Origin of the sequence: Streptomyces sp. NPDC088350, from assembly GCF_044753545.1 — a bacterium.
Lineage (GTDB): Bacteria > Actinomycetota > Actinomycetes > Streptomycetales > Streptomycetaceae > Streptomyces.
This window is the reverse complement of the sequence record NZ_JBIVNL010000003.1, coordinates 773,767-788,935: the sequence shown is the minus strand read 5'-3', so window position 1 is coordinate 788,935 and position 15,169 is coordinate 773,767. Positions and strand designations below refer to the sequence as shown.

The window sequence follows — 15,169 nt, the reverse complement described above, 5'->3', positions numbered from 1 at the left end:
TCGTGACGGTGGTGTTGGGGCGATCATACGGCTTGCGAAGGGTGCCGCGTGCAACGCCCGTGTTACGGATTTCCCGATGGTGCCCACCCGGCACATGAACTCCCGCCGTCGCCCCGCCCTGACCGCCTCGTATGTCCCGGCCGTCTTGTCGCGGAACGGCGGCATGTGATCTCGTGGACTCATTCGTGTGTACGTGGAGGGGGCGAGAGTGGAGTCGACGGCCGGCGGTGCCGGACAGCTGCTGGCCATCAGCGACCTGCACATCGGGTACGCCGAGAACCGCGCCCTGGTCGAGGACATGCGCCCCGTCACGGACGACGACTGGCTGATCGTGGCCGGTGACATCGCCGAGACCGTGGCCGACATCCGCTGGGTCCTCGAACTCCTCGCCGGCCGCTTCCGCAAGGTCCTCTGGGCCCCCGGCAACCACGAACTGTGGACCCACCCCAAGGACCCCGTCACCCTGCGCGGCGTCGCCCGCTACGACCACCTCGTCGCCCTCTGCCGGGAGCTGGGCGTCCTCACCCCCGAGGACCCGTACCCTGTCTGGGAGGGCCCCGGCGGCCCGGTCGTCGTGGCCCCGCTCTTCCTGCTCTATGACTACTCGTTCCTGCCGGCCGGCTGCGCCACCAAGGACGAGGGACTGACGTACGCGCACGGCACGGGCATCGTCTGCAACGACGAGTTCCTGCTGCACCCCGACCCCTACCCCAGCCGCGAGGCCTGGTGCCGGGCCCGGGTCGCCGAGACCGAACGCAGGCTCACCGAGATCCCCGACACCCTGCCCACGGTCCTGGTCAACCACTACCCCCTGGACCGGCACCCCACCGAGGTCCTGTGGTACCCCGAGTTCGCCATGTGGTGCGGCACCGTGCTGACCGCCAACTGGCACCGCAGATTCCGTGTGGACACCATGGTCTACGGCCATCTCCACATCCCGCGGACCACCCACCACGAGGGGGTCCGGTTCGAAGAGGTGTCCGTGGGATACCCCCGCGAGTGGCAGAAGCGCCCGGAACCCCCGGGCAGACTGCGCCGCATTCTGCCGATGGAGGTCGGAACCGGTGATCGAGGAGCTGCTTCCGGACTCCGTGGTGACCGTGGAGACACACGGTGACGAGGGGCTCCAGGACGCCCCGCTGTACCCCGAGGAAGAGGCCCGGGTGGCCCGCGCGGTGCCCAAGCGGCGCCGCGAGTTCACCGCCGTACGGGCCTGCGCCCGGCGTGCCATGGAGAAGCTCGGCGTGCCTCCGCGGCCGATCCTGCCCGGCGCCCACGGCGCGCCGACCTGGCCCACCGGTGTCATCGGCAGCATGACCCACTGCGACGGCTACTGCGCCGCCGCGCTGGCCCGCAGCGCCGACCTCGCCTCGCTGGGCATCGACGCCGAACCGCATGCCCCGCTCCCGGACGGTGTCCTCCCCTCCGTCTCCCTGCCCGCCGAACAGGAGCGCCTGGCGCGCCTGACGGCGGAGCGGCCCGCCGTGCACTGGGACCGGCTCCTGTTCAGCGCCAAGGAGTCCGTCTACAAGGCGTGGTTCCCCCTCACCGGCAAGTGGCTGGACTTCTCGGAAGCGGACATCGAGCTCTTCGCGGACCCCGGGGAGGAAGCGCGCGGCGGCCTGCGCGCCCGCCTCCTCGTCCCCGGCCCGGTGGTCGACGGCGAACGCGTCGACGTCTTCGAGGGGCGCTGGACCGTGGCGCGGGGTCTGGTCGCCACGGCGATCACGATTCCCCATCCGTGAACGCTCCTCACCCCTCCGGGCACCAGCTCCGCACCAGTCCGAAGAACTCCTCCTCGTTGCCCGCGAGCCCGGCGTCCGTCAACGCCCGGTCCGCCTCGGCCAGTACCGAGGGTGGGACGAGGACTGGTCGAGGGGCGCCCGGGGGGCCGTCGAAGGCTGCTCGGACCGTGTGCAGCAGTCGTAGATAGGCCTGGACGGCGGCGCGTTCGCGGTCGGTCATCACTGCGGTCTGCATAGGACGGCTCTCCCCTGGTCGGCTTCATGCGCCCCCGCACGGCGGTGGCACGACTCCAGCTTGCCGGGTGCCACTGACAATCCCGTTTCCCCAAGCCTTGGTCAGCCCGCTTAGCGGAGGCGAAACGTCCTCGAAATCCCCGGTGGGACGGCGGCCCTACGCTGGAGGGAAGGGCTTTCGGCCGCGCGAGGGCGGCCAGGTGAACGGGAGGCGAGTGCGTGGAGGACGTCCCGGCACGGCGCCCGGCGCGCGCCGCACGGCTGCGCTCGGTGGGCGACGGCGAACTCGAGCTGCGGTACCGCGTCGTGCACGGATACCGCCGTGCCTTCCGCATGGCCGGCGAGGGCCCGGCACTGGTCCTGATCCACGGCATCGGCGACTCCTCGGCCACCTGGGCCGACCTGATCCCCGATCTCGCCCGCACCCACACGGTGATCGCCCCCGACCTCCTCGGCCACGGCGCCTCCGACAAGCCGCGCGCCGACTACTCGGTCGCCGCCTACGCGAACGGCGTGCGCGATCTGCTCACCACCCTCGGCATCGAGTCCGCGACCCTGCTGGGGCACTCGCTGGGCGGGGGAGTGGCGATGCAGTTCGCCTACCAGTTCCCCGAGCGCACCGAGCGGCTGATCCTCGTCAGCGCCGGCGGCGTGGGCCGCGAGGTCAACCCGGTGCTACGGCTCATCACGCTTCCGGGTTCCCATCTCGCCCTGTCCGCGCTGAGGTTGCCCGGCATGCGTCTCCAAGTCGGCCTCACCGTGGGGCTGATGCGGCTCCTCGACACCGACCTCGGCCAGGACGCCCCCGAACTCCTCACCCTCGTCGACGCGTTGCCGGACGAGACCGCCCGCAACGCGTTCATCCGCACCCTGCGCGCGGTCGTCGACTGGCGCGGCCAGGTGGTGACCATGCTCGACCGCTGCTACCTGACCGAGGGCATGCCGACCATGCTGCTGTGGGGCGACCGCGACAGCGTGGTGCCGGTACGGCACGCGTACGGCGCCCACGAGGCGATGCCGGGCAGCCGACTGGAGATCTTCGAGGGCGCCGGACACTTCCCGTTCCACACCGACCCGGCCCGATTCCTCGCCCTGGTCGCGGAGTTCACCGGCACCACCGCCCCCGCCCACTGGAGCCGCGAGCACTGGCGCGACCTCCTGTGCGAGGGCAACCCCGGCGCCACGGCCCACAGCGCGGCGGTGGAACGGGACTTGCGGGAGGCGAGCGAACGCAGCGCCACCTGACGCACCGTCAATCCCCGGCTGTGCGGCCCCGGATCACGTCTCGGGGCGTTTCACACTCTCCAGAAGCATGTCCAGCCACTCGGCGACCTTGTCGCGGTGCTGGTCGGTGGGCAACTGCGCGGCGCGCCAGGCGATTCCGCGTACTCCGTGGTCCTGGAGCAGCCGCTCCAGCGGGTCCTCCACGGCCTCGGCAGCCGCCCGTTCGCGGTCGGCGAGCTTCTGCAGGAGTTCCTGCTCGGTGCGTTGGAGCGCTCCCGCGAGGGCCTCGGGGTCCTCGGCCGTGAGGAACCCGGCGTGCACGCGGAAGAAGCGCTGGAGCGCGTCGCAGTGCTCCATGGTGGGACGCCGGTCGCCGTTGATGAGCGCGCCCGCCTGCTGGCGCGACATGCCGCCGCCGTCGGCGATCTCCTGCTGGGTGTACTTGCGCCCGTTGGGCTTGAGTCTGGTGCGGCGCAGCAGGCCGAGGCGTTGCAGGAACCGGGCCTGCACATCGGGCTCGCCCGCGGGACGGCCGCTCAGCAGGGCCCTGACCACGGCCTCCGGGACACCGCTGGCCACGGAGAGCCGGCCCACGTGGAAGACCTCGGCGTGCGGGACGTCGAGCCGCTCGGCGAGCGCGGTGACGCGGTCGACGACGGCGGGCAGCACAGTGTTCGCCGTCGCACCCGGTACCTCGAAGCCATCCGACACCGACAGATCTCCTACGTCTCTCACAGGCTTCTCACAAACGGGGGGCCGTGAACATCCCGGAGAGTAGCGGTTCGCTCGAACTCGCATCCAGGTCTCGCCACAACTGTGGCCAATTTCAGCCGTCAACAAGCATGAAATGCCACGATAGTTGACACGGCTCGCGTCGGGGCATCAGGATCAAGGCGCCGCGAGAAGGCCGCATAGGCAAGAGGGGTGACCTCCCGATGGCATATCAGGCAGGTGGGCAGCGGTCCGCATCGCGGCCCGTCCCCGAGAGTCCCGAGGCACAGGCGTATCTGCTGGACTACGCCACGCTGTTGGAGGCCGTCCCCTTCCCCTCCGTCGTCATGGACCACCGCTGGGACGTGGTGTTGACCAACGGCGCGTTCAAGTCACTTTTCCGGGAGGTCGGTCCGCATCCGACGGCCATGCCGGGCGACAACTTCCTTCGCTTTGTGCTCTTCCACCCCGACGCGAGCAGTGTTCTCGGTGAGCACGAGTCGCGTTGGTGCCTGCCGATGCTGGCCCACTTCGCCTCCGTCGTGGAGAGCCACGGCCACGACCACGGCCTGCAGGCGATCCGCCGTGACATCGCCCAGGACCCCATCATGGAGGCCGCCTACCGGCAGGGCCTGCCGCACTGGATCCGCGCGGTCGGCGAGGAGGCCGTGGAGCACGACGGCGCGGTCCGCCCGGTCCTGCACCCCGACCCGCGCTGGGGCGCCACGGACTGCCGTGTCGTCGGCGAGACCCCCAAGACCCTTGAGAACATGGGCTATACGCGCCTGACACTGGTCCTGCGCGAGGTGCGCCGCACTCCGCTGGGCAGGGCGCGCAGGGCGGGACGCGGCGCCGGGCATCTGAGGGTGGTACCGGCGGCCGAGTGAGTGCCGGACCGGCAGCGTGCCCCAACTCGGCTCGGGTGTCGACGTGTCCTGCCGATCGCGCTGCCCGGCATCGTCACGGGCATCGCCCTCGACTCGGCCTTCAGTACGGTACTTGAGCCGCTCGGGGTGGGCCTCGGCCTGTTCACGGTGATCGTCGGGCACGCCACCTTCTGCATCGTCGTCGTCTTCAACAACGTCGTCGCCCGCCTCCGACGCACCTCCGGGTCGTACGAGGAGGCCGCGATGGACCTGGGCGCCGACACCTTCCGCGCCTTCGTCGACGTCACGTTCCCGCTGGTGCGCTCGGCGCTCCTCGCGGGCGGACCGCTCGCGTTCGCGCTGTCCTTCGACGAGATCGTGGTGACCACGTTCGCCGCCGGGCCAGGCATCGAGACCCTGCCGATCTGGATCTTCAACAACATGACCCGGCCCCAACAGGCGCCCGTGGTCAACGTGGTGGCCGCGGTGCTCGTCCTGCTCTCCGTGCTCCCGAACTCTGTCGCCCAGCGGCTGTCCGCCGACACGGCCACCGCGAGCCGCGTCTGACGACCGGTCACCCCGACGACCGGGTGTCGCCCGCGTCTGACGACTGGTCACTCCCGGTGCCGGGGTGACCAGTCGACGTACTCAGCCCGCGAACTCCCGCATCCACGCCTCGACTTCGTCGGCCGAGCGCGGCAGCCCCGCCGACAGGTTCTCGTATCCGTCCTCGGTCACCAGCAGATCGTCCTCGATCCGGACGCCGATGCCCCGCCACTCCTCCGGCACGGTCAGATCGTCGGGCTGGAAGTACAGGCCCGGCTCGACGGTGAGCACCATGCCGGGTTCCAGGACCCCGTCCACGTACTCCTCGTTCCGCGCCTGGGCGCAGTCGTGGACGTCCAGCCCGAGCATGTGCCCGGTGCCCGCCATGGTGAACCGCCGCTGGAGCGCCAGCTCGTGGGCCCGCTCGGCCGGTCCCTCGATGAAGCCCCACTCCACCAGCCGTTCGGCCAGCGACCGTTGGGCCGCCTCGTGGAAGTCCCGGTAGTGCGCACCCGGCTTCACCGCCGCCATGCCGGCCTCCTGGGCCTCGAACACCGCGTCGTAGACCGTGCGTTGGACCGGGGTGAACGTGCCGCTGATCGGGAGGGTGCGGGTGACGTCGGCGGTGTAGAGACTGTGTGTCTCCACGCCCGCGTCCAGCAGCAGGAGTTCGCCGGGGCGGACCGGGCCGTCGTTGTCGGTCCAGTGCATGATCGTGGCGTGCTCGCCGGCCGCGCAGATCGAGCCGTAGCCGACATGGTTGCCCTCGACGCGGGCCCGGCGGAAGAACGTGCCCTCGATCCAGCGCTCCGAGGTGGCGACCGCCTGCGACAACTCCCGTACGACATCGGTGAATCCGCGCACCGTGGAGTCGACGGCGCGGCGCATCTCGCCGATCTCCCACGCGTCCTTGACCAGCCGCAGCCCGGACACGGCCGACTCCAACTCGTCGTCCCGCTCCTCGTCGGTGTCGAGCGCCGCTTCCAGGGCCGGATCGATGCCCCGGATGACGCGGGTCGGTGTGCCGGAGGCCTTCGCCAAGTCGTCGGCGATCGTGCGGATGTCTCGGCACGGGAGGCCGAGGACCAGTGCCGACTCGGCCGGCGAGCGGCGGCGGCCCATCCACAGCTCGGCGGTGTAGCCGGTCCAGAACTCGTCGCTGTCCCGGGTGTCCCGGGGGAGTTGGTAGCAGTGCGCGTCGTGGCCGCCGTCGGGGCGGGGCTCCAGGACGAGGGCGCCGTCGCGTGCCTGGTCGCCGGTGAGATGCACATAGCCGGAGTACGGGCGGAACGGGTGGTGGCTGTCGTTCGAGCGGATCAGGAGGTTCCCGGCCGGGACGACCAGGCGCTCGCCCGGGAAGAGCGCGGACAGCGCGGCCCGGCGGCGGGCCGCGTGCGGTGCCTGCTCGGTCGGCCGCAGGTCCGTGCGCTCGGTGTCGGCCCAGCCGGTCCGCATCAGGGCGGACAGTTCGTCGGAGATTCCTCGGTACAGACCGTTCTTTCGGCCCTTGGCCACGTCGGGCACCTCTTCCGTGTGTGGTGATCGCTGGGTGGTGGTGGTGACTTGCGCGGGGGAGATCTACTCAGCCGAAGAGACATGTGACATAGTACTGCCGTGAGCAAGCGACTGACCTGCGATGTCGTGGTCGTCGGAGCCGGAATGGTGGGCGCGGCCTGCGCCCTCTACGCGGCCCGGGCGGGCCTCGACGTCGTCGTCGTCGACCGCGGCCCGGTGTCCGGCGGCACCACGGGCGCCGGCGAGGGCAACCTGCTCGTCTCCGACAAGGAGCCCGGCCCGGAACTCGCCCTCGCCCTCCTCTCCGGCCGCCTCTGGGCACAACTCGCCGAAGAATTGGGGGAGTTGGTCGAGTACGAGGCGAAGGGCGGCCTCGTCGTGGCCTCCACGCCCGGCGGGCTCGGCGCCCTGGAGCGTTTCGCCGAGGACCAGCGCGCCGCCGGAGTCGTCGCCGAACCGGTCGACGCCGACACCCTGTACGACCTCGAACCCCACCTCGCCCCCGGCCTCCCGGGCGGCGTGCACTACCCCCAGGACTGCCAGGTGATGCCCGCCCTGGCCGCCGCCCACCTCGTCCGGGCCTCGGGCGCCCTCCTGCTCACCGGCCGCACGGTGACGGACGTACTCCTCACGACGGACGGCACAGTCGACGGCGTCCGCACCGACCGGGGCGACATCCTCGCCCCCACGGTCGTCAACGCCGCCGGCACCTGGGGCGGCGAACTCGCCGCCCTCGCCGGAGTCACCCTCCCCGTCCTCCCGCGCCGCGGCTTCGTCCTCGTCACCGAACCCCTCCCGCGCCTGGTCCGCCACAAGGTGTACGCCGCCGACTACGTGGCCGACGTGGCCAGCGACTCGGCCGCCCTGCAGACCTCACCCGTCGTGGAAGGCACGGCAGCCGGGCCCGTCCTCATCGGTGCGAGCCGTGAACGCGTCGGTTTCGACCGGACGTTCTCGCTCCCCGTCGTCCGGGCGCTGGCGGCGGGCGCGACCCGACTGTTCCCGTTCCTGTCCGACGTCCGCGCGATGCGTTCCTACCTCGGCTTCCGCCCGTACATGCCCGACCACCTCCCCGCCATCGGCCCCGACCCCCGCGTCCCCGGCCTCGTCCACGCCTGCGGACACGAGGGCGCGGGCATCGGACTCGCCACCGGCACAGGGCACTTGATCGCCCAGCTCCTCGGCGGCAGGACCCCGGACCTCGACCCGGCACCCTTCCGCCCCGACCGCTTCGCCGACTTGCCCGACTTCCCCGACGAGGAGGGCGCGTGAAAACCCCACTCGACCTCGCCGAGGCCCACCCGGACCCGGCCTTCACGGTCACCCTCGACGGCCGCGAGATCGAGGCACTGCCCGGCCAGACCGTCGCCGCGGCCCTGTGGTCGGCGGGCGTGACGTCCTGGCGCACCACCCGGGGCGAAGGCCGTCCGCGAGGCGTCTTCTGCGGGATCGGCGTCTGCTACGACTGCCTCGTCACCGTCAACGACCGCCCGAACCAACGGGCTTGTCTTGTGCCATTGCACCCGGGAGACGCCATCCGTACGCAGGAGGGGACGGGCCACGATGACTGACCGACCGCACCTCGCCGTGATCGGCGCGGGCCCGGCGGGACTCGCGGCCACCGTTGCCGCAGCGGCCCACGGCGTGCGCGTCACGCTGCTCGACTCGGCGCCCCGGCCGGGCGGCCAGTTCTACCGACAGCCCGCCGCCGAACTGCACGCCGGACGCCCGCAGGCCCTGCACCACCAGTGGCGGACGTGGCAGCGGCTCAGCGACTCCCTCGCGCGACACGTGGAGGCGGGTCGCGTCACTCACGTGACGGACCATCATGTCTGGTTCGTGGAGCGCCGGTTGAACCGGCGGTCCGGTACGGCCCACCGCGGCGGCCCGCACGGCGCCTTCACCGTGCACGCCCTCCTCGGCCCCGAACAGGAGGCCCCGGTCGAGGTGTACGCCGACGCCGTCCTCCTCGCCACCGGCGGCTACGAGAAGGTCCTCCCGTTTCCCGGCTGGACCCTCCCCGGAGTCCTGACCGCGGGCGGCGCCCAGGCCATGCTCAAGGGCACCCTCGCCGTCTCCGGACGTACCGCCGTGGTCGCCGGCACCGGCCCGCTCCTCCTCCCCGTGGCGACCGGCCTCGCGGCGGCAGGCGTCGAGGTGGCCGCGCTCGTCGAGTCCGCCGACCCCAAGGCGTTCCTGCGACGGCCCCGTGCGCTCGCCGCGCAGCCCGGCAAGGTCGCGGAGGGTGCCCGGTACGCGGCCCAACTCCTGTGCCATCGCGTCAAGTTGCTCACCCGGCACACCGTCGTCGAGGCGCACGGCGACGAGCGGCTGGAGGCGGTGACCGTCGCCGCGCTCGACACCGACGGGCGTGTCCGGCCCGGCACCGCACGCCGTATCGCCTGCGACACCCTCGCCGTCGGCCACGGCATGCTTCCGCACACCGATCTCGCCGAGACCCTCGGCTGCCGGCTCGACGGACTCGACGTCCAGGTCGACGACGAACAGCGCACCGACGTCCCCGGTGTCTGGGCGGCCGGCGAGACCACCGGCATCGGCGGCGCGGCCCTCTCCCTCGCCGAGGGCCACATCGCGGGCCGCTCCGCCGCCGCACGCCTCGACGGCACCGAACCCGACCCGCGTTCATGGGCGACGGCCGCCAAGTCCCGTACGGCACTGCGGGAGTTCTTCGCCGCGCTCGACACCGTGTACGCGCAGCCCGCCCGTTGGGCCGACCTCGTCACCGACGACACCGTGGTCTGTCGCTGCGAGGAGGTCACCGGAGGCGCGATCCGCGAGGCGGTGCAGGGCCTTGGCGCCGGTGACGTACGGACCGTGAAGCTGTTGACGCGGGCCGGGATGGGCTGGTGCCAGGGACGGATGTGCGGGCCCGCCGTCGCGGGGCTCGCCGGGTGCGAACTCACCCCGTCCCCGCGGCCGTTCGCGCGTCCTGTGCCGCTCGGAGTACTGGCCCGTGCGGGTGAGGCGGAAGCCGAAGCCGAGTCCGGCTGATCTACCACCGTTCACCACTGACCGTACCGCCTGCCCAGCAGTAAAATGTCACACCCTATTGAGAGGGAACCCACCGCACATGACCACCACCCCGAACCGCCCCTGGCGCGGCGTCCTCGTCGCCACCGCCCTCCCGCTGACCGACGAACTCGCCGTGGACTACGACAAGTTCGCCGAGCACTGCGCCTGGCTGGTCGAGAACGGCTGCGACGGTGTCGTACCGAACGGCTCGCTCGGCGAGTACCAGGTGCTCACCCCCGAGGAGCGCGCCAAGGTCGTCGAGACGGCCGTCGCCGCGATCGGCGGAGCGCGCGTGATGCCCGGTGTCGCGGCCTACGGCTCCGCCGAGTCCCGCCGCTGGGCCGAGCAGGCCCGTGACGCGGGCTGCGCGTCCGTGATGCTGCTGCCGCCCAACGCCTACCGTGCCGACGAGCGTTCGGTCCTGGCGCACTACGCGGAGGTCGCGAAGGCGGGGGTGCCGATCGTGGCGTACAACAACCCCATCGACACCAAGGTCGACCTGGTGCCGGAACTGCTCGCCAAGCTGCACGGCGAGGGGTACATCCATGCCGTGAAGGAGTTCTCCGGTGATGTCCGCCGTGCCTATCAGCTCGCCGAACTCGCCCCGGAACTCGACCTGTTGATCGGCGCCGACGACGTGCTGCTGGAGCTGGCGCTCGCGGGTGCGAAGGGCTGGGTGGCCGGTTACCCGAACGCGCTGCCCGGCGCGAGTGTCGAGCTGTACCACGCGGCCGTCGACGGTGACCTGGCCACGGCGAAGAAGCTGTACGAGCAAGTGCACCCGCTGCTGCGCTGGGACTCGAAGGTCGAGTTCGTGCAGGCCATCAAGCTGTCCATGGACATCGTCGGCCGGCACGGCGGCCGGGTGCGTCCGCCGCGCGTCCCGCTGCTGCCCGAGCAGGAGGCCGTCGTGCGCGCCGCCACCGAGAAGGCGGTCGCGGCCGGACTCGCGTAAGTACCCTCGCATCGGCATCGATCCACCAGGAGCGTCATGCGCAGCACACTCGTCCTGCACGCCGTCGACTCGCACACCGAGGGCATGCCCACCCGCGTGATCACCGGCGGCATCGGCACGATCCCCGGCGCGACCATGAATGAGCGGCGGCTGTTCTTCCGCGAACACCGCGACCACATCCGGCAGTTCCTGATGAACGAGCCGCGCGGCCACTCCGCGATGAGCGGGGCGATCCTCCAGCCGCCCACCCGGCCCGACTGTGACTGGGGCGTCGTCTACATCGAGGTCTCCGGCTACCTGCCCATGTGCGGCCACGGCACGATCGGTGTCGCCACCGTGCTGGTCGAGACGGGCATGGTCGAGGTCGTCGAGCCGGTCACCACGATCCGGCTCGACACCCCGGCCGGACTCGTCGTCGCCGAGGTCGCGGTCGAGAACGGCGCCGCGAAGAACGTGACCCTCAGGAACGTCCCGTCCTTCTCCGTCGGCCTCGACCGCAAGATCACCCTCGCGGACGGGCGCACGGTGACATACGACATGGCGTACGGCGGCAACTTCTACGCCATCCTGCCGCTGGACCAGTTCGCGCTGCCCTTCGACCGCGCCCGCAAGGGCGACATCATCAAGGCGGGCCTGTCCCTCATGGCGGCGATCAACGCCGAGGACGAGCCGGTCCACCCCGAGGACCCCTCGATCCGCGGCTGCCACCACGTCCATCTGTACGCGCCCGGCGCCACCGCCCGTCACTCGCGGCACGCGATGGCGATCCACCCCGGCTGGTTCGACCGCTCGCCCTGCGGCACGGGCACCAGTGCCCGGATGGCGCAACTCCACGCGCGCGGCGAACTCCCGTTGCACACCGAGTTCGTGAACGAGTCCTTCATCGGCACCGAGTTCACCGGACGGCTCCTCGGCACCACCGAGGTCGCCGGTGTCCCCGCCGTCCTGCCCAGCTTCACCGGCCGCGCCTGGATCACCGGCACCGCCCAGTACCTGCTCGATCCCACCGACCCGTTCCCGGGCGGATTCATCCTCTAGGCCGGGGATAATGGCGGGTCACGCGTGACATTGCACAGCGTGTGACATTGCACCACTAGGAGATTTCGATGGTCGCCCAGCGCACCAGCGCCCCGCCCACCACTGCCCCGGACCTGCCCACGCTGGGCGGCAAGAAGAGCAGTTACCGCGAGCGGGTCGTCGATGCCCTGCGGGCCGCGATGATCGCGGGCGAGCTGCGGCCGGGCGAGGTGTACTCCGCGCCGACGCTCGCCGCCCGCTTCGGCGTCTCGGCGACCCCCGTGCGTGAGGCCATGCTGGACCTGGCCAAGGAGGGACTGGTCGACACCGTCCCGAACAAGGGATTCCGGGTCACCGCCGTCTCGGAGAAGCAGCTCGACGAGTACACCCACATCCGCGCACTGATCGAGATCCCCACCGTGGTGGGGCTGGCCGAGACCGCCGACCCCGTGTCGCTGGAAGCGCTGCGTCCGGCCGCCCGGGAGATCGTCGGCGCCGCGGTGGCCGGCGACCTCATCGCGTATGTCGAGGCCGACACCCGCTTCCATCTCGGACTGCTCGCGCTGGCCGGCAACGCCCACCTCGTCGAGGTCGTCGGTGCTCTGCGGGGACGGTCCCGCCTCTATGGGCTCACCGCCCTCGTCGTGGAGGGGCGCCTGCTGGCCTCCGCCCAGGAGCATCTCGACCTGCTCGACGCGTTGTTGGACCGTGACAAGCGGGCCGTGCGTGAGATCATGACCCGGCATCTGGGGCACGTCCGCGGCCTGTGGGCCGCCCACGACTGACCGGCGTCGGGAGCCGGACCAACCCCACTCGGCCGCCCTATAACGCAAACCACTTGCGTATCTTGCGCTATTCTTGCATGCATGACGCGACGACTTGCTGAGGTGGCGAAGAAGGTCGGGGTCAGTGAGGCCACGGTCAGCCGGGTGCTCAACGGCAAACCAGGAGTCTCCGACTCGACCCGGCAGGCCGTGCTGTCGGCCCTGGACGTCCTCGGCTACGAGCGGCCCACCCAGCTGCGCGGCGAACGCGCGCGGCTCGTGGGACTCGTGCTGCCCGAGCTGCAGAACCCCATCTTCCCCGCCTTCGCCGAGGTGATCGGCGGCGCGCTCGCCCAACTCGGCCTCACTCCGGTGCTCTGCACCCAGACCAAGGGCGGGGTCTCCGAGGCCGACTACGTGACGTTGCTGCTGCAACAGCAGGTCTCCGGCGTCGTGTTCGCCGGCGGACTGTACGCACAGGCGGACGCGCCGCACGACCACTACCGGCTGCTCGCCGAGCGCAACATCCCCGTCGTCCTGGTCAACGCGGCCATCGACCACCTCGGTTTCCCCGCCGTCTCCTGCGACGACGCGGTCGCCGTGGAGCAGGCCTGGCGCCACCTCGCCTCGCTCGGTCACGAGCGCATCGGGCTCGTCCTCGGCCCCGCCGACCACATGCCGTCGGCAAGGAAGCTGGCCGCCGCGCAGGCCCTCGCCGGGGACCTGCCCGACGAGTTCGTCGCCCGCGCCATCTTCTCCATCGAGGGCGGCCACGCCGCGGCCTCCCGGCTGATCGACCGGGGTGTCACCGGCATCATCTGCGCCAGCGACCCGCTCGCCCTGGGCGCGATAAGGGCCGCCCGCCGCAAGGGACTTGACGTCCCGTCACAGATCTCCGTCGTCGGTTACGACGACTCCGCCTTCATGAACTGCACCGAGCCCCCGCTCACCACCGTCCGCCAGCCCATCGAGGCCATGGGCCGGGCGGCCGTCGAGCTGCTCAACGCGCAGGTCGGCGGCTCCGCCGTACCGGCCGAGGAACTGCTCTTCGAACCCGAACTGGTAGTGAGGGGTTCCACCGCGCAAGCCCCGCGCGACTGAGAGACGTCCTACTGTCGAATAATTACAGACTCTGCGCGACATCTTGCGGACAGGTGTCGTCGGTGCTTGAGTGTGCGGCGCCCACCGCTCCTGCCCAGAGGGGTCCACCGATGAGAAGCACCGGGTTCCGCCGCACCTTCGCCGCGATCGGCGTCTGTTCTCTCGCGCTCACTGCCTCCGCCTGCGGGTCCGGCGACGACTCGGCGAGCGGCAGGACGCGCATCACGGTCAACTGCGAGCCGCCCAAGAGCGCCAAGGTCGACCGCGGGTTCTTCGACTCCGACGTCGCGTCCTTCGAGAAGCAGAACCCGGACATCGACGTCGTCACCCACGACGCGTTCCCCTGCCAGGATCCGAAGACCTTCGACGCCAAACTCGCCGGCGGCCAGATGGAGGACGTGTTCTACACGTACTTCACGGACGCCAAGCACGTCGTGAACATCAACCAGGCGGCCGATCTCACGCCGTACATCAAGGAGTTGAAGAGCTACGGCACTCTTCAGCAGCAGCTGCGCGACATCTACACCGTCGACGGCAAGATCTACGGCATCCCGCGCACCGGCTACTCGATGGGCCTGATCTACAACCGCAAGCTCTTCCAGCAGGCCGGCCTCGACCCGAACAAGGCACCGACCACCTGGGCCGAAGTCCGCGCCGACGCCAAGAAGATAGCCGCGCTCGGCAACGGCACCATCGGCTACGCCGACTACAGCGCCCAGAACCAAGGGGGTTGGCACTTCACCGCCGAGATGTACTCGCAGGGCGGCGACGTCGTCAGCGCCGACGGCAAGAAGGCCACCGTCGACACACCCCAGGGCAAAGCCGTCCTGCAGAACCTGCACGACATGCGCTGGACCGACAACTCCATGGGCAGCAAGCAGCTCCTCGTCATCAACGACGTGCAGCAGCTGATGGGTTCGGGCAAGCTCGGCATGTACCTCTCCGCCCCGGACAACATCCCGATCCTGGTCAAGGAGAAGGGCGGCAACTACGACGACCTCGCCCTCGGCCCGATGCCCGGCGGCCAGGGCACGCTCATCGGCGGCGACGGCTACATGTTCAACAAGCACGACACGCCCGCCCAGATCCGCGCCGGACTCAAGTGGCTCGACCACATGTTCCTGACGCCCGGAACCGGCTTCCTCGGCGACTACGCCCGCGCCAAGAAGGCCAACGCGCCCGTAGGACTGCCCGAGCCGCGGCTGTTCACCGGCGCCGCCGACGCCAAGGACCAGCAGGTCAAGAAGGCCAACTCCAATGTCCCGGTGGAGAATTACCAGGCCTTCCTCGACGGCAACCAGTCCCTCCAGATGAAGATCGAGCCGCCGGACGCCCAGCAGATCTACTCCGTCCTCGACGGAGCCGTCTCCGCCGTCCTCACCAAGAAGGACGCGAACATCGGCCAACTCCTGGGGGACGCCTCCGGGAAGATCGACGGCATCCTGGCCCGGGGCTGAC

Annotated in this window: 15 protein-coding genes and 1 pseudogene; 13 read left to right on the top strand and 3 right to left on the bottom strand. The window is 70.8% G+C overall.

Going from position 1 to position 15,169, the window contains the following annotated elements:
* Positions 1-208: 208 nt before the first annotated feature.
* A complete protein-coding gene (locus ACIQBL_RS13480) occupies positions 209-1,117 on the top strand; it encodes a metallophosphoesterase family protein (protein WP_401940502.1) in 909 nt (302 codons plus the stop codon).
* Complete coding sequence (locus tag ACIQBL_RS13475; protein ID WP_401940499.1) at positions 1,065-1,745, top strand: 4'-phosphopantetheinyl transferase; 681 nt, start codon at positions 1,065-1,067, stop codon at positions 1,743-1,745. The genes ACIQBL_RS13480 and ACIQBL_RS13475 overlap by 53 nt, the downstream gene beginning before the upstream one ends.
* A 7-nt stretch (positions 1,746-1,752) precedes the next feature.
* Here the strand turns inward: ACIQBL_RS13475 and ACIQBL_RS13470 are convergent, their stop codons facing one another.
* On the bottom strand, positions 1,753-1,980 hold the full coding sequence (locus tag ACIQBL_RS13470; protein ID WP_401940497.1) for a hypothetical protein: 228 nt from the start codon (positions 1,978-1,980) through the stop codon (positions 1,753-1,755).
* 218 nt (positions 1,981-2,198) lie between these two features.
* Between ACIQBL_RS13470 and ACIQBL_RS13465 the strand changes: the two genes are divergently transcribed.
* Complete coding sequence (locus ACIQBL_RS13465) at positions 2,199-3,224, top strand: alpha/beta fold hydrolase (protein ID WP_401940495.1); 1,026 nt, start codon at positions 2,199-2,201, stop codon at positions 3,222-3,224.
* Positions 3,225-3,257: 33 nt separating this feature from the next.
* Here the strand turns inward: ACIQBL_RS13465 and ACIQBL_RS13460 are convergent, their stop codons facing one another.
* Complete coding sequence (locus ACIQBL_RS13460) at positions 3,258-3,914, bottom strand: helix-turn-helix domain-containing protein (RefSeq protein WP_401940493.1); 657 nt, start codon at positions 3,912-3,914, stop codon at positions 3,258-3,260.
* 224 nt (positions 3,915-4,138) lie between these two features.
* On the opposite strand from ACIQBL_RS13460, the gene ACIQBL_RS13455 reads away from it, so the two are divergent.
* Both ACIQBL_RS13455 and ACIQBL_RS13450 read left to right on the top strand, forming a co-directional pair.
* Complete coding sequence (locus ACIQBL_RS13455) at positions 4,139-4,801, top strand: hypothetical protein (RefSeq protein WP_401940492.1); 663 nt, start codon at positions 4,139-4,141, stop codon at positions 4,799-4,801.
* A gap of 45 nt (positions 4,802-4,846) precedes the next feature.
* Positions 4,847-5,347: pseudogene (locus ACIQBL_RS13450) on the top strand (ABC transporter permease); the annotation flags it as partial.
* 81 nt (positions 5,348-5,428) lie between these two features.
* Here ACIQBL_RS13450 and ACIQBL_RS13445 read toward each other — a convergent pair.
* Complete coding sequence (locus ACIQBL_RS13445) at positions 5,429-6,841, bottom strand: aminopeptidase P family protein (protein WP_401940489.1); 1,413 nt, start codon at positions 6,839-6,841, stop codon at positions 5,429-5,431.
* A gap of 99 nt (positions 6,842-6,940) precedes the next feature.
* Here ACIQBL_RS13445 and ACIQBL_RS13440 point away from each other — a divergent pair, with 99 nt between their 5' ends.
* From ACIQBL_RS13440 to ACIQBL_RS13405, 8 genes are all read left to right on the top strand, one after another.
* The gene (locus ACIQBL_RS13440) at positions 6,941-8,113 is read left to right on the top strand and encodes an NAD(P)/FAD-dependent oxidoreductase (protein ID WP_401940487.1); all 1,173 of its coding nucleotides are present in this window, start codon (positions 6,941-6,943) and stop codon (positions 8,111-8,113) included.
* Complete coding sequence (locus ACIQBL_RS13435) at positions 8,110-8,412, top strand: (2Fe-2S)-binding protein (RefSeq protein WP_401940485.1); 303 nt, start codon at positions 8,110-8,112, stop codon at positions 8,410-8,412. Before ACIQBL_RS13440 ends, ACIQBL_RS13435 begins: the two co-directional genes overlap by 4 nt.
* Positions 8,405-9,853, top strand: coding sequence for an FAD-dependent oxidoreductase (locus tag ACIQBL_RS13430; RefSeq protein WP_401940484.1), 1,449 nt, complete (start codon positions 8,405-8,407; stop codon positions 9,851-9,853). Before ACIQBL_RS13435 ends, ACIQBL_RS13430 begins: the two co-directional genes overlap by 8 nt.
* Positions 9,854-9,932: 79 nt before the next feature.
* Complete coding sequence (locus ACIQBL_RS13425; protein ID WP_401940482.1) at positions 9,933-10,829, top strand: dihydrodipicolinate synthase family protein; 897 nt, start codon at positions 9,933-9,935, stop codon at positions 10,827-10,829.
* 36 nt (positions 10,830-10,865) lie between these two features.
* Positions 10,866-11,867, top strand: a complete 1,002-nt coding sequence (locus ACIQBL_RS13420) for a proline racemase family protein (protein ID WP_401940481.1) — start codon at positions 10,866-10,868, stop codon at positions 11,865-11,867.
* Positions 11,868-11,935: 68 nt separating this feature from the next.
* Positions 11,936-12,631 carry a GntR family transcriptional regulator gene (locus tag ACIQBL_RS13415; protein WP_401940479.1) on the top strand — a complete coding sequence of 232 codons (696 nt, stop codon included), beginning with the start codon at positions 11,936-11,938 and terminating at the stop codon, positions 12,629-12,631.
* A gap of 81 nt (positions 12,632-12,712) precedes the next feature.
* Positions 12,713-13,711: a LacI family DNA-binding transcriptional regulator gene (locus ACIQBL_RS13410; RefSeq protein WP_401940476.1), complete on the top strand. Its 999-nt coding sequence runs from the start codon at positions 12,713-12,715 to the stop codon at positions 13,709-13,711.
* Positions 13,712-13,821: 110 nt separating this feature from the next.
* Complete coding sequence (locus ACIQBL_RS13405; protein WP_401940473.1) at positions 13,822-15,168, top strand: ABC transporter substrate-binding protein; 1,347 nt, start codon at positions 13,822-13,824, stop codon at positions 15,166-15,168.
* The last annotated feature ends 1 nt before the right edge of the window (position 15,169 follow it).

What these genes read in the sequence shown, in the direction of transcription:
- ACIQBL_RS13470 (WP_401940497.1), bottom strand. Translation starts at nt 1,980, where the DNA reads ATGCAGACCGCAGTGATGACCGACCGCGAACGCGCCGCCGTCCAGGCC.
- ACIQBL_RS13455 (WP_401940492.1), top strand. Translation starts at nt 4,139, where the DNA reads ATGGCATATCAGGCAGGTGGGCAGCGGTCCGCATCGCGGCCCGTCCCC.
- ACIQBL_RS13430 (WP_401940484.1), top strand. Translation starts at nt 8,405, where the DNA reads ATGACTGACCGACCGCACCTCGCCGTGATCGGCGCGGGCCCGGCGGGA.
- ACIQBL_RS13425 (WP_401940482.1), top strand. Translation starts at nt 9,933, where the DNA reads ATGACCACCACCCCGAACCGCCCCTGGCGCGGCGTCCTCGTCGCCACC.
- ACIQBL_RS13420 (WP_401940481.1), top strand. Translation starts at nt 10,866, where the DNA reads ATGCGCAGCACACTCGTCCTGCACGCCGTCGACTCGCACACCGAGGGC.
- ACIQBL_RS13415 (WP_401940479.1), top strand. Translation starts at nt 11,936, where the DNA reads ATGGTCGCCCAGCGCACCAGCGCCCCGCCCACCACTGCCCCGGACCTG.
- ACIQBL_RS13410 (WP_401940476.1), top strand. Translation starts at nt 12,713, where the DNA reads ATGACGCGACGACTTGCTGAGGTGGCGAAGAAGGTCGGGGTCAGTGAG.
- ACIQBL_RS13405 (WP_401940473.1), top strand. Translation starts at nt 13,822, where the DNA reads ATGAGAAGCACCGGGTTCCGCCGCACCTTCGCCGCGATCGGCGTCTGT.